This is a genomic window from Ruegeria sp. G12, assembly GCF_056533565.1.
Window position 1 is genome coordinate 20,796 of the sequence record NZ_JBQFOO010000005.1, and the last position, 16,977, is coordinate 37,772.

General features: G+C 52.5%; 19 protein-coding genes. 5 read left to right on the forward strand and 14 right to left on the reverse strand.

The features are described 5' to 3' along the window. Positions 1 to 234: 234 nt before the first annotated feature. From ACR0JN_RS12535 to ACR0JN_RS12555, 5 genes are all read right to left on the reverse strand, one after another. On the reverse strand, positions 235 to 1,887 hold the full coding sequence (locus ACR0JN_RS12535) for a recombinase family protein (protein WP_480886006.1): 1,653 nt from the start codon (positions 1,885 to 1,887) through the stop codon (positions 235 to 237). A gap of 133 nt (positions 1,888 to 2,020) precedes the next feature. Further along, the gene (locus ACR0JN_RS12540; RefSeq protein ID WP_480886008.1) at positions 2,021 to 3,103 is read right to left on the reverse strand and encodes a tyrosine-type recombinase/integrase; all 1,083 of its coding nucleotides are present in this window, start codon (positions 3,101 to 3,103) and stop codon (positions 2,021 to 2,023) included. Next, a complete protein-coding gene (locus ACR0JN_RS12545) occupies positions 3,096 to 4,775 on the reverse strand; it encodes a tyrosine-type recombinase/integrase (protein WP_480886009.1) in 1,680 nt (559 codons plus the stop codon). The genes ACR0JN_RS12540 and ACR0JN_RS12545 overlap by 8 nt, the downstream gene beginning before the upstream one ends. A gap of 168 nt (positions 4,776 to 4,943) precedes the next feature. Further along, positions 4,944 to 5,156, reverse strand: coding sequence for a helix-turn-helix domain-containing protein (locus ACR0JN_RS12550; RefSeq protein ID WP_480886010.1), 213 nt, complete (start codon positions 5,154 to 5,156; stop codon positions 4,944 to 4,946). A gap of 635 nt (positions 5,157 to 5,791) precedes the next feature. Then, positions 5,792 to 6,289 carry a hypothetical protein gene (locus ACR0JN_RS12555; protein WP_480886011.1) on the reverse strand — a complete coding sequence of 166 codons (498 nt, stop codon included), beginning with the start codon at positions 6,287 to 6,289 and terminating at the stop codon, positions 5,792 to 5,794. A gap of 134 nt (positions 6,290 to 6,423) precedes the next feature. On the opposite strand from ACR0JN_RS12555, the gene ACR0JN_RS12560 reads away from it, so the two are divergent. Beyond that, positions 6,424 to 6,678 carry a helix-turn-helix domain-containing protein gene (locus ACR0JN_RS12560; RefSeq protein ID WP_480886012.1) on the forward strand — a complete coding sequence of 85 codons (255 nt, stop codon included), beginning with the start codon at positions 6,424 to 6,426 and terminating at the stop codon, positions 6,676 to 6,678. A gap of 146 nt (positions 6,679 to 6,824) precedes the next feature. Here ACR0JN_RS12560 and ACR0JN_RS12565 read toward each other — a convergent pair whose 3' ends face one another. The 4 genes from ACR0JN_RS12565 to ACR0JN_RS12580 all read right to left on the reverse strand — a co-directional run bounded on the left by ACR0JN_RS12565 (position 6,825) and on the right by ACR0JN_RS12580 (position 9,895). After that, positions 6,825 to 8,015: a DUF3644 domain-containing protein gene (locus tag ACR0JN_RS12565; protein ID WP_480886014.1), complete on the reverse strand. Its 1,191-nt coding sequence runs from the start codon at positions 8,013 to 8,015 to the stop codon at positions 6,825 to 6,827. Positions 8,016 to 8,051: 36 nt separating this feature from the next. Beyond that, entirely contained in the window at positions 8,052 to 8,735 is a 684-nt protein-coding gene (locus ACR0JN_RS12570) for an HNH endonuclease (protein ID WP_480886016.1), read from the reverse strand. A 613-nt stretch (positions 8,736 to 9,348) separates the two neighbouring features. Then, the gene (locus tag ACR0JN_RS12575) at positions 9,349 to 9,567 is read right to left on the reverse strand and encodes a GDCCVxC domain-containing (seleno)protein (RefSeq protein WP_237217120.1); all 219 of its coding nucleotides are present in this window, start codon (positions 9,565 to 9,567) and stop codon (positions 9,349 to 9,351) included. 4 nt (positions 9,568 to 9,571) lie between these two features. Then, positions 9,572 to 9,895, reverse strand: coding sequence for a hypothetical protein (locus ACR0JN_RS12580; protein ID WP_170499188.1), 324 nt, complete (start codon positions 9,893 to 9,895; stop codon positions 9,572 to 9,574). Positions 9,896 to 9,993: 98 nt separating this feature from the next. On the opposite strand from ACR0JN_RS12580, the gene ACR0JN_RS12585 reads away from it, so the two are divergent. The 3 genes from ACR0JN_RS12585 (at position 9,994) to ACR0JN_RS12595 (ending at position 12,180) form a co-directional block, all read left to right on the forward strand. Then, positions 9,994 to 10,383 (forward strand): MerR family transcriptional regulator, encoded by a 390-nt coding sequence (locus ACR0JN_RS12585; protein ID WP_170499190.1) that lies wholly within the window; start codon positions 9,994 to 9,996, stop codon positions 10,381 to 10,383. 504 nt (positions 10,384 to 10,887) lie between these two features. After that, a complete protein-coding gene (locus ACR0JN_RS12590; protein ID WP_170430361.1) occupies positions 10,888 to 11,094 on the forward strand; it encodes a cold-shock protein in 207 nt (68 codons plus the stop codon). A 72-nt stretch (positions 11,095 to 11,166) separates the two neighbouring features. Next, the gene (locus ACR0JN_RS12595) at positions 11,167 to 12,180 is read left to right on the forward strand and encodes a fatty acid desaturase (RefSeq protein ID WP_480886018.1); all 1,014 of its coding nucleotides are present in this window, start codon (positions 11,167 to 11,169) and stop codon (positions 12,178 to 12,180) included. On the opposite strand, the gene ACR0JN_RS12600 is transcribed toward ACR0JN_RS12595, so the two are convergent. Next, on the reverse strand, positions 12,172 to 12,420 hold the full coding sequence (locus tag ACR0JN_RS12600; RefSeq protein ID WP_039524390.1) for a ParB N-terminal domain-containing protein: 249 nt from the start codon (positions 12,418 to 12,420) through the stop codon (positions 12,172 to 12,174). The two genes, ACR0JN_RS12595 and ACR0JN_RS12600, sit on opposite strands and share 9 nt — an antisense overlap. Before the next feature lie 74 nt (positions 12,421 to 12,494). Further along, on the reverse strand, positions 12,495 to 13,184 hold the full coding sequence (locus tag ACR0JN_RS12605) for a hypothetical protein (protein ID WP_480886019.1): 690 nt from the start codon (positions 13,182 to 13,184) through the stop codon (positions 12,495 to 12,497). Positions 13,185 to 13,556: 372 nt separating this feature from the next. Here ACR0JN_RS12605 and ACR0JN_RS12610 point away from each other — a divergent pair, with 372 nt between their 5' ends. Beyond that, entirely contained in the window at positions 13,557 to 13,835 is a 279-nt protein-coding gene (locus ACR0JN_RS12610) for a hypothetical protein (RefSeq protein WP_480886021.1), read from the forward strand. 1,066 nt (positions 13,836 to 14,901) lie between these two features. On the opposite strand, the gene ACR0JN_RS12615 is transcribed toward ACR0JN_RS12610, so the two are convergent. From ACR0JN_RS12615 to ACR0JN_RS12625, 3 genes are all read right to left on the reverse strand, one after another. Beyond that, positions 14,902 to 15,534 carry a tyrosine-type recombinase/integrase gene (locus ACR0JN_RS12615; protein ID WP_480886438.1) on the reverse strand — a complete coding sequence of 211 codons (633 nt, stop codon included), beginning with the start codon at positions 15,532 to 15,534 and terminating at the stop codon, positions 14,902 to 14,904. 570 nt (positions 15,535 to 16,104) lie between these two features. Continuing rightward, positions 16,105 to 16,677 carry a hypothetical protein gene (locus tag ACR0JN_RS12620; protein ID WP_170499200.1) on the reverse strand — a complete coding sequence of 191 codons (573 nt, stop codon included), beginning with the start codon at positions 16,675 to 16,677 and terminating at the stop codon, positions 16,105 to 16,107. Between the two features lie 79 nt (positions 16,678 to 16,756). Further along, on the reverse strand, positions 16,757 to 16,891 hold the full coding sequence (locus tag ACR0JN_RS12625) for a hypothetical protein (protein WP_260026602.1): 135 nt from the start codon (positions 16,889 to 16,891) through the stop codon (positions 16,757 to 16,759). Between the last annotated feature and the right edge of the window lie 86 nt (positions 16,892 to 16,977).

Sequence of the window (16,977 nt, forward strand, 5' to 3'; positions counted from 1 at the left end):
CAGTCGTTGACGTGCCCTCTGGCAGCCAGTGTCAAGTTTAGACCGACCCCTCAGTTGAAAAATTATACCGGCTCTGTAAGGACATTTTTTACATCAAGATTCGGCGAATTCGGAGTTTTTCAACGGAATCGGCCGAAAGCGTTCGAGTGTGCCGATCTGTATATTGGCCGTAAGGCCAATATACTAAGACAGTTGTGTCATCGAAAGACCTTAATCCGGGGCTGCATGCAACGCTTACCATAACCTGAAGGTCAGAGGTTCAAATCCTACTCCCGCAACCACTTGGGTCGAACAGAGTCTAGAACAAGCCGCCCCCGGGCGGCTTTGTTCGTTTTGGGACACACCCAACGCAAGCAAACCCGCCAGTTCACCAATGAGTTCAATTGCATACGTCCCATCTTCCGGGATCAATCGAATCTCCGACAACAGTCTACGAATGATGGATGTTGCTTCAGCTTGCGATGAGGGATCGCGCAACGCCATGGTCAAATTGGCGACCTGTTCCCGATACACATCGGACAGGCCGGGGTGCAGCAAAACTGGTGGTTCATCAGAGGCGTAGGCGATCAAGGCTGCGAGTTCCGATCTGCGAGCCTCCAACGCTGTCAGCTTATCTTTCATGCTGGGATGGAACATCCCATCACTGATGGCGTCGATGAGATGTACGATCTTACGCTCGACCTGCGCCAGATCACGTGTCGCGTTAATCCGCTCCTGTTGAATGGACCCGGCAAGGCGGTTGTATTCCTCCTGATAGACTTTGGCGAATTCCGCAATCAGATCGGGGTGCAGCAACTGTTCCTTGAGTCCGGAGAGAACGCGATCTTCGAGTTCCGCGCGTTTGATGGTGAGGCGGTTGTCGCAGGTGCCTTTGTTCCGTTGGGTGGAACACCCGTAGTAGTGTTTGCCAACTTGGATGACGCCACCGCCACAACACCCACAGGTCAGCATGCCGGAAAACAAATGCCGTGCCCGCTTGGTTAGGCCCAGTTTCCTGATGCCATCGCTGATCGCGGCGCTGCGCGTCTCTGCCTGCCGCGCCTTCACAGCGTTCCAAAGCTCGTCGGATACAATTCGTAGATCGGGTACGTCTTCTATAACCCAGTCTTCGGGCGGGTTCAGTCGCGCCTGTCGTTTGCCGGTGTTTGGGTCTTTGACGAAACGCTGCCGGTTCCAAACCAACCGCCCGATATAGAGTTCGTTGTTCAAGATGCCGGTACCACGCTGGTGGTTGCCGTAGATGGTCGATGCGCCCCAAGTGCCACGGGGTCCAGGAACGCACTCTTCGTTCAGGTTGGTGGCGATGGCACGTGGGCTTAGCCCGTGGCTATAGTCACGATAGATGCGTCGGACAACCTCAGCCTGATCATTGTTGATTTTGCGTTCTCCTGTCGTCACGGACCCGTCTGCGCTCATGTCCCGCACAACACCGTAGCCATAGGTGACACCACCAGCTGACTTTCCTTTGCGCACGCGTCCCTCAAGCCCGCGATGGGTTTTTTGGGCAAGGTCTTTCAAAAACAGACTGCTCATGGTGCCTTTGAGACCAATATGCAGTTCGGAAATCTCTCCCTCTGCCACAGTTATAATCGGGATGCCTTGAAACCGCATCTGCTTGAAGAATGCGGCGATGTGTTCCTGATCCCGGCTGATCCGGTCGAGGCCTTCGGCTACGACGACATCGAACACGTTGCGTCGGGCGTCCTCCAGCAATTGTTGATATCCGGGACGCAGATGGGATGCTCCGCTCAGCCCCCGGTCGGAATAGGTCTCTGCCTCTTGCCAGTCATTGCCATTGATCAAACGTAGACACAGCCGATGCTGGTCCTCAATGGAGGCACCGCTTTGAAGATCGGTGGAGTAGCGGGCGTAAATGGCGGCGCGCATGGGTCGGGCCTTTCGGACTGAGAAACAAGTTGGCCCAACCCATTATAGGCATGGATTGGGCCGTGTCTTCCACTTTCGATTGCAACCCGTTGCAACAGAAAATGGCTTGATCACAAGTCTTTAACTCTATCGACTAGCGCCGTTTGGACGGGGTTGCCGACCGCTTGCCACCCAAGGTCTTCATCTTTGCCTGCAAGAGAGATTGATAGTCGTCACAGGCAGACAGTCCGGTGGCACGATTGTAGTGCTTCTGAGACATGTCCAGCGTCGCGTGCCCGAGGATATCCCGGATGATGTTGACATGTTCCGGGTCCGTCTCGGCGACGCTGGTCGCCGCAATGTGCCGAAATTTGTGCGGTCGCAACTCAACGCCCAGCATGCGCCGCGCCACTTTCGGCAGTTCCCGCGACAGGCCATCTGGTGTGATCGGGTCTCCATACTGGCTGATCCAGAGTGCATTGGATGTCTTAGAACCAAGGAGGACCGGACGATGAATATCCAGATAAGACTTCATCGGCTGTACCAGAACCTTGGGTAGAGGAAACCACCGCGCTTTTTTGTCTTTGGTGTCTTCCGCCGAAAGATGAACCTCGAACCCTTCGGCGTTTTTGCGCAGATGCTGGTCCGTTGTCAGCGCCAGCAACGTGCGACGGCGCACGGGCCGCGAGATCAGAAAGGCGAACATCAGACCCGCGCGAAAGTGAATTGCACGCTTGATGTCAGTGAGGGACGGATCATTCTCCACATCTTCGAGCCGCTGCAAACTTTTGTTAAGAATGTCTGCCGCCGAGAGGGCGACTGGCTTCGGCAGGCTTTTCCGGTCCGCTAGATGTACCAGGCGGTTGGACAGTTTGTTCAACCAGTCCCAGTCTCCTGCCGGGTGCATGGCCCTTGCAAGCACATACAGATCGCAAATCATGTTCTTGCGGGTCATGAGGCCTACGCGCGCTTCCGCTTCTTCCAGATATCCCCGCACGGCATCTTTGGTAACGCGATCTGTCGGGGGCTGATCCAAAAGGACAGGCTGATGACGCATCATCCATGACAGCCAATACCCGTAGCTTTGGCAACGTTTTTTACGGCTGCCATCAGACCAGCTCGCACAGGGGCCTGTGCCGTCGAAAATGTCACCTTCAGCGAACAGGGCGTCCCAGGCGGATTTATCCGCCTGGGGCCAATCTTGATAACGAAGAACAAGAGGAATGGGATTAGTCACCAGACGTCCCCCGGAACTTCGAGAGAACCACTTCATCATAGTGATTGTGCGCCCACTGGTTGTTGAACGGTGCGTAGAAATCCATCGTGGTCTGGAGGCGTTTGTGTTTGAGCAAGCGGCGCACGGTCTCGAAATCACCGGGGCGTTCTTCGAGGTACAGCTTGGCTGCGATGTGCCGGAACAGATGCGGATGAACCTTCAAACCCGTCTCCCGATAGACCCGCTGAGTGAGTTCACCACCAAAATTGCTGGGCGCTCGAGACTTCCCGTCGCTGCTTCGCGGGAACAGGGCACGGCCATTCGCTTGCGACACCTGTGATCGGAATTGCATGATGTAACGGTGCACCAGCTTAGAACTGCGGGCGTTCAGTTTGACCTCAATCGGCTCGCCATTCTTGACCTCAATCCCTTCGATACGAATGGAGTAGTAGGTGTGCGTACCCGAGCGGGCAGGGATCAAATGCTTGTCCAAGTCAAGGTCCGCGAGGTTTTTGACACGCATGGGACAACTCAAGAGGATGGTCAGTGCCGCAGCGTGCATCGCCGCCAGAGCGCTATCGCGCCGGGTCGGATTGTCGTCCGCCCGTGACATCAGCGTATCTGGAAGGCTCAACAACAAGGCCACGTTCTCCCAATCGTTGAACTGGGCGAGGCGTTCCGCGTTTTTGGGGCTCATACCGCGCGGGTTTACGGCGACCCGCTTGTGAATGTCTTTGAGCGCCTTAAGGACGTCTTCGGGTACGTTCAGGTGATGCCGTGCAATGGCGATGCAGGTTGCTGCAACATTACTCAGCCCAGACGGCAGACCGTCGGTTCCGCGCCGGTCGATGATCGTCCGGAAGGCCGTTTTGAGATTAGGCACCGTGACCAGTTCCGACAGGCTAACGAAGTGTTCCGGGCTCTGTCCGGCAGACACCAGCGCGTCGAGCATCTGCCGCAGATGGGCTTCGGTGTTGCGCAGGCTAGTCGCGCGTAGCGGTTTGTCAGGACCGTCATCGCTGAACAGATCGCGTTGCGCCAACCGGTCGATATAGGCTTTGATCTCTGCTTGCAGGCTTTCCGGGTACTCCGTCAGCGGGCGGGCCACATAGCGGTCCGACGACAAGCGGTCCAGCCGGGGAAGATCGAGACCGTGTTTGCCAATTACATGGTTCCATGTGTCGATCATGGATTGAATGTGCTTGGCCGGTTCATTCTTCAGCAGCACTGTGTCGAGGGCCGTCTGAAACGCCTGAACCACTTCGCCACCAATGTCCTTGGGCGAGATCGACCGTGAACTGCAATAACGTGCAAACCGCATCAAGCCCCAAACCTGATGGGTGGACTGAACAGTCGTCAAAAACGCGTCCCACTCCGGAGTCGGTTCAGATTTGGCTTCAAAATCCTGCAACACCCCGACTGCACGCAATGCGCTTGCCAGATCGCTTTTGGTGGTACTGAGGGTGTTGGGCTTCACCCGGCAGGCGGCGGGATGCAACGATGCCAGCAGTTTGCGCAGTTGCGGGATGTCTGTCGGAATGTCCGACGGAGGACGGTTCAGGTATGTACTGATGCGTGAGATCGCCGACAGTTTGGACCGTTGACGTTTCTTGTTAAGGTCAGGATTGGACTTCAGAACGTCCAGAACTTCGGCCAACGTTGTTGGCGGTTGGATATCTTGGTGATGGGTCACGATAAACCTCTTCGGTTTTGAGATTGGGTACAAAAAAGGACATTTGAGGACATGCAGGCCCATGGCGGCCCTCTCGCGGACATTCGGGAAATCAAGGGTGGGAATTTAAAACCAAAATCCATGACCCCGTTTTCCCGAACGCCAGAAAAGCCGAGTTTTGTGAAAGCCTTAGAGAACATGGGCCGCTGCCTGATTGCCGCGTTGCTTGGCAAGGGCATGCAGATCACTGCGGGCAACACGCCAATCACGACCCAGCCGGGTTGCAGGCAAGGCGCCGGACTTGATCCAGCGGCGAACGGTCTTGGTGCTGATGCGGAACAGCGCCGCGACATCGCGCACGCTGAGATAGGCGGCATCCTCTGTGATTTGCAGATCAACCATGATCCACCTCTCGATCTTCGTCGTTGCAACGGGTTGCAAAATCCGACCGAGCCGCTTCGCGCGCCAGAAGGCGTACGAGCGCAATCAGAGGTTCGGGGATATCAAGAATGGGCGGTTTACCCGAGGGAGCAGAAGACGAACACGTCATCGATACGTTCCTTTTTAAGGAACCGCTCGAGACAACAATCGCGATGTTCTGGCTTAGGAGTGCACTCCAGACGACAAAACACTGACCTCAATCGAGATCAGGATCATTGCCATCGAGTGCGTCGAGGACGAATTGCCGTCCTGTCCAATCCCAATATTGGCGGCCCAGCCATCACGGCTAGTAAGTTGATAGTTCTCTTAGCCTATGAGCCGTTGCTTGCCTGTCAAGGGCAGCACGGCGTGGTTACTCCACGTTTACCAATTCAAGTATCAGACCCGGCTTCTACATGTGTAAGTATATGAAAATATGGTGTTTTATCAGTTTTGACTTGGGGTGTTTGCCCGAACGTGGTACCTTCATGCGCAAGGGTGCCGGGTGAGTGCCTGGATACCTCCTCTCTCTGACAAGCGACGAGGCCTCTCCAGTCGGCTAGCGCCGATATGTGTCAACCCGGCGCCCGATCCCATCTGTATAGGCGGCACAGTGATCAGTCCCAGCCCCGCTTGACGGCTCCGGATAGCATCACGGTGATCTTCTCGCCTATTGTTTGATCGGGATTGCGCTTTAACATATAGATTTTGCCGAAATTGCGCCGGGTCCCAATTCCCAGACTTTGCTGAATACGAAAACCTTGGCTCACGCGCTCGCGGACTTCTTTTACCATGTCGTGGTCATTGATCTTCAAATCCCGGATCGCGTCCTCCTTCAACCGACGCCCGATAATGAGGCCGTCCAAGCTGATCGGGCGATGAAACTTCTCTGATATCTGAAAAAGGATTTGGGTGGCTTGACGGCGTAGATGAGAAGGCAAGTGACCAACGCAATACAAGTAGGCTGCTCGGTCACGGATGTCGTTGTGCAGTTTTGAACTCCCAATAATTGCACCTAAAAACCGCCCGTAGAGTTGAGACTTGTCCACTGGTGGGGTCCGTTTCCGGGGCACAAAGTCGAAGGGCGGTTTTGGGGCGCGCGGGTCAAAGGTCATATCAGTCTCCGTTCGTGCGGCATCGCAAAAAACTGCGAATAATCATGGGTGTAGTAGGCATTATCACCCCCAATTTGGGGTTAATCCCATAACAGGGGTAGCTGCTTGTGTCCACACGTTAAAGGTCATGAGCAGTGGCTGGTGCCGTAAGAACAGAGGCCTATCAATTCCTGCTGAGCGAACTCGTCAGACTCAGGCAGGAGGCGAGGTTGTCACAAGCCGGGTTGGCCAAGTTGTTGGGCAAGCCGCCGTCTTACGTGGGGAAGTATGAATTGGCAGAACGCCGATTGGATATCGTGGAAACAATTGTCATATTGAAGGCGCTGAAAGCCGACGTTTCGGTTATCACCTCGGCGGTTTCTGACTTGGCACCAGACCGGTTTCGATGACAACAATTCAAAGTGCAGACTGCGGCATGGGCGCATTTTGCGCAGGAAGCGGACTTTATAACTTAGCTGCACCTTCTGATCGTGACACTTATTCCTTATTTATTTGGTGGTCCAACACTCATATCTTCAATTTAAGAGTTAATCCGCTAGAGTTTGAACTTCTTCAACTCGTCGTAGTTTGCGTCAACAGCCAGGTACGAAACCAAGAAATCTACCCAACTTTCTGAGTACGTGTAATCGCCATGCGCTAAATGGTAGATGCAATAGTCCTTATTGGTGTTTTCTGGCTGGCCGACATTTGCACGGGGCCTAACGTCAAACTTTCTCCATGCTTGTGTGTGATTGTGTGTGTTGAACTGCCGTCCTGACCGCTCTTGCACCAAACTCGCAACAACCGCAGCCTTATGGGGAAAAAGCTTGTCAGATATCTCCCGCTTGATTAGCACGTTCCTTACTTCGTCTGCGCCCTCGTCATCAGGATGGACGAATTTGATGTGTGACTTCGATTTTGTTGAGTTTTCGAATGTGTAGACAACTCGAAATCGGTATTCGATATCGGACAACCGTTCTTCACCCAAGTCTTCATCGAGCTGCTTCTCCAATGTCCGAATGTGTTCAGGCACATCAAAGTCCTGCACTTGGACCAGTTGATCAAAATCCATTTTCGCAAACTGAAGTGAGAAGGATAGATCATTGCTTAGCGCTACATCGGGTCCGAAAAGCTTGCAAATAGTCTTTTCGAAATTTAGACAACACGCTTGAAAAATCGAAAGAAACCGGTTGTCTGCTCTTCGAAAGAGCGTGTGTTCAACAGCATCTCTAATTTGTTTGAGGCTTTCTAAGTTATCTTTGATCCCCTGCGATAGCGGGCAGTCTTCTCTGGCGATCATCTGGCTCAACAGAAGTGATCTTCCGTCGTCCTGGATTATTTGTGTCCCCTCGCGCAAGTAGAACTCGTGTAGCAAGTAAGTCCAAGCGATGTTGGCTTGAACAGCAAATACCTCTGCTTTGAACCTAAGTGTCGGACTGTTGAATACCTGAACGGCTAATAGCATGGCCTCTCGTGCTCGGATCAATCGCTCATCGTCGTATAGGTTCAAGCCAGTTTGAGGATCGTAGCACTTCTTTTTCTTTTCAAAGAAATCTAAGTCCGCGTCAGATGCCGGAACGATTGCGTTGTCCTGCTTGACTTCAGTGACTCGGGCACTGTTGATCGTCGCCTTGCGTCCAAGATTGATCAAAGCTTGGATGTCCTGATTTCGATCACCTCTTTCCAGAAACCCTTTTACTATTCGCTTCTCGTCATCTGTGAGTGCTCCCTCTGGTTTTCGTGCCATAGATTGCCTTTCAATTGAGTTTTCACAGAATAGGTCTCAGCACTTAAAGCAGTGCTCCCGGTGCCAAGAAACAAATTCTGCTCTTGGTCTTTCTGATGCTCGCATTGGTGCGATTAGGCGCCCATCTTCGTTGATCATCTTTTGAATCGCCTCGGGGTCATTTGAATGCCTAGACACGATGATCGTAAGATCATCGGCTAACCCAATAAGTCCTCTGTCGAACATCCAATGAGCAGTCCCCGACAATGCGACGCCATTACTGATGATATCGGGTCCGCCGTACTCGACCGGCCTAATATGAGCTGCCTCCACTTCTGCCCTGCCGCCGCCATTTATGAGGCGAAGGCCCGTAATTGCACATCTCTCACCATATGATCTAAGGACATTCTTTCTGAAATTACGATCCCGAACTACCCGGTTCGTTAAGTGGGTGACACGATCCCGGGAGCTGAGTTGTTCGAAGTTAATCGGTTGCTCGTGGAACCCGTTCGACGCAGATTGGCCTGTCCGAGGAAGTATGTGATCTTCGTCGACTAGGCCAAGTTCCACGATTCTAGAGAAGTCCGGTGCGGATATAGTGCGGACAGCCGACTGTGCCCTTCCAGATATCCTGCCTCGGTCATTCAGGAGACCGGTCTCTACAATGCTCGACTCGTATCGGAATGGCACCGGGTCACCGAAGTCGAGATAAGTTCCAGGCTCAATGATGGCTAGGTACATATCGTTGTGTCTTGGGTCGACGATGATTTCTTGGATTTTTGCTATCGCGAAATAGCCTTTTGAAAGTTTGACCTTGCTGGGTTCCAGATAGACAATCCAGTCGCCTTCACATTGCTGAGCACGTGAAAGGTACTACTTCGGAAACTGATACTGCTCTGACGGAATATCGTCGTAGATTGAGTCAGTACGATGGATGAAAACACCGAACGCCATGGCTTAGACGATGGCTGGGTTTTTTTCGTTTGCCAATCTTCCAGTTGTTCCATCCGCGAGAGTGATGGTAGAAATCAGATATTGTGCCTACATAAGTTGTCTTATCGCCAGACTTCTTTACCAAAGAGGCAGACGACAACGACTGCAACACTCTCAAGCCGCCGATTGTGCGTGTCCGCTAAGGGCTGGCCCCAGCCAATCGAACCGGCTGCAGAGAAAGTCAACTTCGAGCCCAACCTGTACCCTGGATTTTATTGCTGCATGCGCTTGTAGCAGTAACAACATTGCAACTGCCGAATATCTTGTGCGGCCAAGCAGCGGAAAGAACTGTCATTCATGCAAATAGCAGCGATGCTCGCGGCGGCAGTTCACAGTTTGCTCAACAAAGCCGTCCTTCACTTCATCCGCAACAGCTATCGCCTAGCTGAATTGGTGGACACGGGACCGTGGCATATGAACAGTAAACACAACAGTCGCCTTCCAACGGCTTCAAAACTGTTTTGCACGACTTGCATTCATAGAACCACTGGCAAGCATCCGTTGGCATTTGCTCGGTTTCGCTGTGGCCGCACTTCGGGCAAATCAGGGTGCTTTCTAGGACTACAGTTTGTTTTGTCATAGTCTCACATCTGCATGATCAGGTAATCGTTAATCCGTGCCTCGTTAAACACAACGACCCAAGCCACGCCGGTGATTAGAGTTGTTCCTGCAAGCCGCCATTTTAACGTCGGTAAGGAACCGCGCCGATAAGATACCAGCCACGATATCGCGACGAGCGCCGTTGAAATCGTCAGCACATAGTAACTCGCTGCCGCAACCTTCCCAAAGATTGCCAACCAACTGCCGCCCAGCCCCAGTAACATCATCATCATGGGCAAAACGCAGCAAGTCGCGACGCCAAGCGCTGATAGCGATCCCAAATAGCTGAGGCTAAGGTACTTCTGCATTCTGTTTCCCTGATGGACTACGTCGCGCGGAGTTGTAGAGACAACAACCTCTCGTATAACTTCTGTAGCCACTACAGGATCAAGACAGGAAATCTCACATGTTTGCGATTGGGGAGGCATCCCGGCAAAGCGGTGTCGGAATTGAAACTATCCGCTACTACGAACGCGAAGGGATTGTGCCGAAACCAGAAAGGGCATCGAATAATCGACGCATGTACTCTGCGCACGATGTGGGACGGCTTTGTTTTCTAAGGAAGTGCCGAGACTTGGGTTTTGCGCTTGCCGATGCAAAGGTGCTTCTCAACCTGTCCGAAGGTGATAGCGAGGATTGCCAATCCGTTAAGGAACTGGCCGAGCTTCATATCTCCAATGTGCGTATGAAGATAATCGAACTTAAGCGATTGGAGGCCGCCCTGAATGAACTTACGGCCAACTGTAACATCGGTAACGTTTCTTGCCCGATGCTTACGCAGATACGGACCTACTAATGGCACTTTGAGGCTCGCAGTCGCCCTATGCCAACGCAGCATGACCCAAGATTCGGGCCGCGCAGAATCTACCGTTCGTTAGAGAGGTCAACTCGTTGATTTAGTAATGTTTCAATCAATCAATGAACATTTGTGCCTGGCCGCGGTGTTCTTGAAGCACGCGGCGATTTCGGACAGTGAGCCCTACCTGCCGTGCCTGAGCAATCAATTTGCTGCATACGCATTCGGCAGGTTTTATCAGAAGCCGACCTCTGATTTCCGAAACGCAGAGCAATGCGTTCTGCCTATCTTTGTCCCAAATTGGGCTAGGCAGACTCAGATCTTCTGTTGCTTTCCATTGTATCAAGGCTTGTATCGTGTGTACTCAAAGTCCATATACATAAGGCTTACGTTTTTCTTTTTCGACCTGCTGTCTCCCAAACTCGGCGTTCAGTCTTTCGATTCAGACCGACCACGCCGAGTCGCCGCAATGATGCGGGCGGCAAGTATTAGGAGACTTCCACCATGGCAAATGGCACAGTAAAATGGTTCAACTCGACCAAAGGTTTTGGCTTTATCGAGCCTGAAGATGGTAAGCGCGATGTGTTCGTGCATATCTCAGCACTTGAACGTTCCGGCATCAGCGAATTGAAAGACGGCCAGAAGGTCACTTTTGACGTCGAAGCTGGCCGTGACGGACGCGACAGCGCCGCCAATCTGGCGCTGGCCTGACCTTTTACGGGCACCCTTATGGGGTGCTCGTTTGCACAACGGGCTGCTAAAAGCCCTTGGAGAACAAGTAAGTTGCAACCAAAAGACTGGACGCGGGCGCTCGCGCAATACCGTGTGCCCGATGCGAAGCGCAGTATTTATGAAATTGCGATCACCGTTGTCCCCTTATTCGCGCTATGGGCTCTAGCGTGGTTTGCGTTATCATTTAGCGTCTGGATCGCAATATTGCTGGCCGTCCTGAATGCCGCATTTCTGGTCCGTATCTTCATCATTATGCATGATTGTGGTCATGGATCTTTCTTCAAAAACCGCAACGCATGCAATTGGACCGGCCGGGTTCTAGGTGTTCTTACCGTGACACCCTATGACGTTTGGCGTCAAAGCCATGCGATTCACCATGCCTCAACTGGTAACCTTGATCGGCGTGGTATGGGTGACATCCCTACATTGACCATTGAGGAATACCTGAAACGGAATTGGTTCGGGCGTGCCGCGTATCGTCTGACCCGGAACCCCGTCTTCCTGTTCGGTGTTGCACCGATATATACGTTCTTTTTTCAATACCGCTTGCCTGTTGGTTTCATGCGGTCAGGCTGGCTGTATTGGGCAAGTGCGATGGGAACAAACGCCGCAATTGCAGGGTTATTGGCTCTGATTTTATGGGCCGGAGGCTTTGAGGTGGTGGCGTGTGTTTTCCTGCCAACCGTGATTGTCGCATCATCGATTGGTATTTGGCTTTTCTATATTCAACACCAGTTTGAACACACGACCTGGGAACGGGAAGAGGGGTGGAACCTTCAGAACGCCGCGTTCTACGGCAGTTCTCACTATGCCCTGCCAGGCATCCTGCGGTGGTTCTCTGGCAACATTGGTGTGCACCATGTTCACCACCTCGCCAGCCGTATACCGTTTTATCGGCTAAACGAGGTTTTGCGAGACCATTCTGAGTTGGAAGATTGCCAGCGTATTACTCTATATGAGAGCTTTCATTGCGCACGATTGCATCTTTGGGATGAAAAAAGTCAACGCCTGCTGACATTTTCCGAGGCTTTGTCGAACACCAATTCCAATAGGCATTTAGTGTAGCCTGGCGCGTACCAGGTAGGCTTCGACCGTATCACCGCCCAGGGCGCGAATGGCCTCTAATCGGTGAAGGCCTTCAATCAGCACGAACCTCTTGTTGTCCGAGCGTATCTGGATCGGGGTCTTCTGGCCGTTCTTCAGGATATCTTCGGCCAGCGTTAGAACTTTTTGTTGATCAAGCGTTTTCGCCCGTTTCACAGGGACATAGATCAGGTCGAGCGGATATGGTCTTTTCTCCAACATAAGCTACGTGAGCAACCTTTCGTGCATTTGTTCCGGTTCGAAGTTCGCTACAAGAGCTGAGGCTGGAACGTACGTCACAGAACCGAACGAACAGCGTCGCGCAGTTCCTGATGCATAATCCAAGTTGCTGGCTCGTCGTCACTTTCGATGTGAGAAAATGCCAGAACCTGCGCGGCGCCATCATTCTGTACCGATCCGCCGTCGGGAAGTTCGAGCTCTAGATACTCCGCAATCAATAGGCCGATTTTCTTAAAGACCTTGATGGAGGCCTCGCGCGATTTGTAACCGGCCGCCTGAGACAAGTGACCAATGGTCAGACCGTCCTTGCCTGCGATTGTAAGTGCTTTGAGCAATGTGACCTGCGCAGGAGTGAGCCTGATCTGGCGCAATGCCTCGGCATATTCTCTTTCACTGGGAACAAGGGTGCCGGAGTTTCCCTCCAAACGGCGTTGACCGCTACGCTTCCTGTCTCGTTCTTCGAGAATTTCTTTTAAGGCTTCAATGGCCAATGCCGGCGTTTCTCCAACTGCATCGGCAATCATTGCCTGCGTTTTAGCCGGCGGCTTGGGGAATGCCCGCGCAACACTATTGCCGCTCAGAACGCCAGCCTTAATCAAGTACTTTCCAAATTCTTCCTCAATCACTCCTGATACGTCAGCGTTCCGCGACTTACGAACACTGCGGTCCTGAAACGCTCTTTGTTCCAGACCACGAGCTGACATCTTTGAACCGGGAAGGGTTACTTGAGGGGCATTTTTACGCATCAGAGAAACGCCACTGCAATTATCGCCGCAACACACACTGCTGACGCAATAGATATCTTAATCCCGTAAGACCGGCGACGCGCCTTTTCGGCTTTGAGGCTTTTACCTAGGTTTTCGTCAATCGAGTTATGGTTCACGGCTTGGTCCTTCCGGATTTGTCAGGCGGCTTTGGTTTCCATCAACCGGTTGTTACGGCACACTTTCGGTGCACTTATCGTTCTGTCTCGTGAACGGCCGATTGCATTCCCAACCATCACCTCTTCGATTCAAATGAGCGTTTGAAGGGACAAGGATCGCAACGCACCTGTCCCGGTTTGCGCGAAAACCACGTTCGCATTTCCATCCGGAATAAGTTTCAGGTGCAAGATATGCATGCTGTGGAACAGCCACAGGCTCACAGCCGCTCTCCGCTGCCCTGTAACCTCTGATGCACACCCAACCATCCGCGCTGTTTTTGTCAGTCAGGCGGCCGTTGCTCGGGACATCTATCGCAACACAATCCTGGTTCTCTTTACGAAATCCCCAGTTGCAGTGTATTTCCTGAACGCCAAACCGGGTTTCGACGTATCCATTTTGAGGTGCCATCACTTCTTCACAGAGTTCTCCGACGCGCTGGAACAGCCGATTGCACTCCCACTGATCTCCGGTTGATGCAAGATAGGCATTTTCAGGAACTTTTATTTCCTCACAGAGTTCTCCGACATTCTGGAAACCGTGATTGCATTCCCAGCCGCTACCATAGGAGCTACCCGTCAAATATGCGTTTTCTGGTACGTCTGTTCTTTGGCACGATCCGTTCTTGTTTTCGAAACCTTCGTCACAAACCGATCCATCGGCATTGCCTCCGACTTGGGCAGGAAGCTGCGTTCCTGAGAGAATCACCAAAAGTGTCGGGATCAAACAAAGAATGCAGCGAGCAAACACGATGAATGAATGGTCGAAACGGAGCCTGAGACCTGATCTATCGGGCATCAAGCACGCAATTTAAGAGCAATGTGCTGTTCATACGGCGCCTTCTTTCATGAGTCACTCGACGACTGGGACTTGTCAGGTGACAGTTGTGTATGCTTGCGAGGAACTAGCTCATCACGAAGACCCCAGCGAAACCCGTTCCTTTGCTGGGGTACATGCTACAGTTAGTCTGAAGGCCATTGGATCATCGAAACCGGCAGCATCGCGGCGACGAGTAATTTTCACCAATGCACTTTTTGTGGTCCTTAGCCAGCATAGAGTCAAGGAAGTTTCCCTCGTCGCAACGCTAGCACCACTAGGGCAGATAGTTTTTGGAACTGCTGGTGACCAAGATTCCTGGTGAACTACCGAAAGAAATTGTCTGGTATTAGTTTTTCGTTGTATCGATTTGGGGCCAGACTAGCAGCGGGTGGCAGTTTAAGTCCGCGTTTCAATTGTCGGGCCTGAGTGCGGCGAAAGAGGAGTATGTGATCAAGGCTTCCTTGTAACTAGGAATGACTGGCCGGAGGACATTGGCTGCAACGCGGGGATGTTCGCGCCGCTTCTGCACAAGTACCCGCGGCGCGATCAAATGGCCGCTCGGTCCCGCACCCTGTAAATTGCGCCTGTGCCGAGAAATCTGTGCTGCGAGCGCACGCAACAAGATTTTGACACTTCCGCTCAGGGTTCGCTGCGTCCCACCCCTGCGTAAAAGAACTAGAACTGCTATGGATTGGCGACCGACAGCGCCGCTCGCCAAACTGTTTCAGATATCTATACGCTCTGCAATTCTTAGCGCGTCTTCCAATTCAACGCCCAAGTATCGCACGGTGCTATCGACTTTTGTGTGCCCAAGCAGAAGTTGGACCGCGCGGAGATTTCCTGTCTTGTGGTAGATCTCAGCTACTTTGGTTCGGCGAAGCGAATGCGTGCCATATCCGCTCGGTTCCAATCCGATTGCGGTCACCCAGTCTCGAACCAGCCTGCCAAACTGGCCCGTCGAGATGTGTGGTCGATCATGGAATCGGCTTGGAAACATGAACCGGCTAGCAAACATTTCCAGCGATTTTACCCATACCAATACAGTTTCTCGCGTGTTTTCCGTCAGTTCGAATTGAACAGATCGCTTGGTTTTGCTCTGGATCACCGAAACACGTTCACGGACGCGATCGTCTTTGACAAGTTCGGTCACAGCGAGTTTGACCAGATCGCAACCGCGCAGCTTGCTATCGATCGCGACGTTGAACATTGAGAGGACACGCAGATTTCCATCAAGTTCGAGCCGTGCACGGATCGCCCAGACCTGTTTTGGGAGTAGCGGTCGTTTCTGACCGATGATCCGCCCCGTGTTCCAAGCTCTGGGTTTTGGGGTGACTGCAGGTAGCTGGACTCTTTGCATATTTTGCACTCCGATCCAGCCTCCGCACCCAAGCAACAGCACCGCGCTGACCACCGTATAGTACAAGCGGCGTGAATGCCTGCTGGCCGATTTTGAATACTGGCATGGTCTCAGCGTGTGCATTCGGCGGCTTGAGCCCGTATCGCTACACAGAAAAACGGTTCGAATCCAAACCGCGCATGCGCTTCGTCTTCAGCACCGATTACCGATCGGGTTCCACGTTAAAAGGCCCGGGTCAGCGGGCTGGGTCAGCACCAATAAGATAAAATGAGATTTGATCAGAAAAGCTGGTAAGACCGTCGTCAGGTTATCAGCGACGCCGAGCTAGCCCGGGGCTTACCGATACGCCATTTCGCCACGCGTTCAACCCCTTGCAGCGTCGACAAATCCGCTCTCCAAACCCTTCGCTCCAGAATGGAGTTCTGCAACGAAGACATGGGCGTTCTTGCGGCACGTCATTGTGGGCGCGAGACATGATCGTATCTGCTTCGTTGTCGGGGTCTTCCATCAGTTCTTAGCCTCGATTTCTGTTTTGGTTTATACAGCGACTGGAAAAGAAAGTTCCGAGCCCTAAGCCTTGAGATTGAAGGAGCTGCCTGGTTCAGACTGTCCGATGGGACGGCCTGTAATCCGAGGGGTTTTATTAGGATGAACCGGCATTCCTTCGTTCTCAGCAGCTTGGACAGCGAAAGTATACCGAGAACCGTTTCCGCATCCTTGCGGTAGGGCTCGTTGATCTGATGATCTGTCGTCTGCCTCAGAGATGAGCGACTCGGAGTAGAGGTGCCGAAGTTGAGTCTCTGAAACGCCATCCGCTTCCATTATCAATTGCACCATGGGATCGGCCAAAAGCTGGTCGAGCAAGAACTGCGACAACTGCTTTGAAGACAATTTATCCTTTGCGCGGGCTCTCTCCAAATCAGTAAGAGAAACGGTCAAGGTACGCGCCAGACCGGGGTGAGATTTCCGCGGATGCAGACAGATTAGCACTGATGCTTTCCAGGCTTCTGGATCCGAATAATCTGGTGGTGCGGAAAGCTCAGTTTCTATGTCGTATTCGCCCGCCGGGAGTAATTCGTCAAAGCCAGGGAAAGTAAACGGCCTGGAAAAGACTGCGATTGTCTTGCTGATTATCTGGTTCATTTGGTTAATTCTCCTTTGCTGATACCGCTCGCTCGGAGATGCAGACAAGAACAAGCCACCCACTCCCGGCAGGGTATTATCAGTTTTGGGGTTTAGGCTTTGGTTTTTCGGGGACGGTGTCCTGCCCTTTCGACGTCACTTCTTTTTTTGACGCGTCCGCATCGTTTTCCTTCAGTGCGGCAGCCGCTCTGGTCGTCAGGTCTTTGAAAGACATCATTTTGATCCTTTGATTGTCCGCACCACCCACAAGCCCAGATGGGGTGTGAAAAGTGAATGCGGCTACATCCAATATAGGGATTG

Coding starts and splice junctions, on each gene's coding strand:
- ACR0JN_RS12625 (WP_260026602.1), bottom strand. CDS start 16,891: ATGTCTTTCAAAGACCTGACGACCAGAGCGGCTGCCGCACTGAAGGAA.
- ACR0JN_RS12585 (WP_170499190.1), top strand. CDS start 9,994: ATGTTTGCGATTGGGGAGGCATCCCGGCAAAGCGGTGTCGGAATTGAA.
- ACR0JN_RS12615 (WP_480886438.1), bottom strand. CDS start 15,534: ATGCAAAGAGTCCAGCTACCTGCAGTCACCCCAAAACCCAGAGCTTGG.
- ACR0JN_RS12555 (WP_480886011.1), bottom strand. CDS start 6,289: ATGACCTTTGACCCGCGCGCCCCAAAACCGCCCTTCGACTTTGTGCCC.
- ACR0JN_RS12605 (WP_480886019.1), bottom strand. CDS start 13,184: ATGCGTAAAAATGCCCCTCAAGTAACCCTTCCCGGTTCAAAGATGTCA.
- ACR0JN_RS12600 (WP_039524390.1), bottom strand. CDS start 12,420: ATGTTGGAGAAAAGACCATATCCGCTCGACCTGATCTATGTCCCTGTG.
- ACR0JN_RS12610 (WP_480886021.1), top strand. CDS start 13,557: ATGCTGTGGAACAGCCACAGGCTCACAGCCGCTCTCCGCTGCCCTGTA.
- ACR0JN_RS12565 (WP_480886014.1), bottom strand. CDS start 8,015: ATGGCACGAAAACCAGAGGGAGCACTCACAGATGACGAGAAGCGAATA.
- ACR0JN_RS12535 (WP_480886006.1), bottom strand. CDS start 1,887: ATGCGCGCCGCCATTTACGCCCGCTACTCCACCGATCTTCAAAGCGGT.
- ACR0JN_RS12575 (WP_237217120.1), bottom strand. CDS start 9,567: ATGACAAAACAAACTGTAGTCCTAGAAAGCACCCTGATTTGCCCGAAG.
- ACR0JN_RS12620 (WP_170499200.1), bottom strand. CDS start 16,677: ATGAACCAGATAATCAGCAAGACAATCGCAGTCTTTTCCAGGCCGTTT.
- ACR0JN_RS12550 (WP_480886010.1), bottom strand. CDS start 5,156: ATGGTTGATCTGCAAATCACAGAGGATGCCGCCTATCTCAGCGTGCGC.
- ACR0JN_RS12580 (WP_170499188.1), bottom strand. CDS start 9,895: ATGCAGAAGTACCTTAGCCTCAGCTATTTGGGATCGCTATCAGCGCTT.
- ACR0JN_RS12590 (WP_170430361.1), top strand. CDS start 10,888: ATGGCAAATGGCACAGTAAAATGGTTCAACTCGACCAAAGGTTTTGGC.
- ACR0JN_RS12570 (WP_480886016.1), bottom strand. CDS start 8,735: ATGTACCTAGCCATCATTGAGCCTGGAACTTATCTCGACTTCGGTGAC.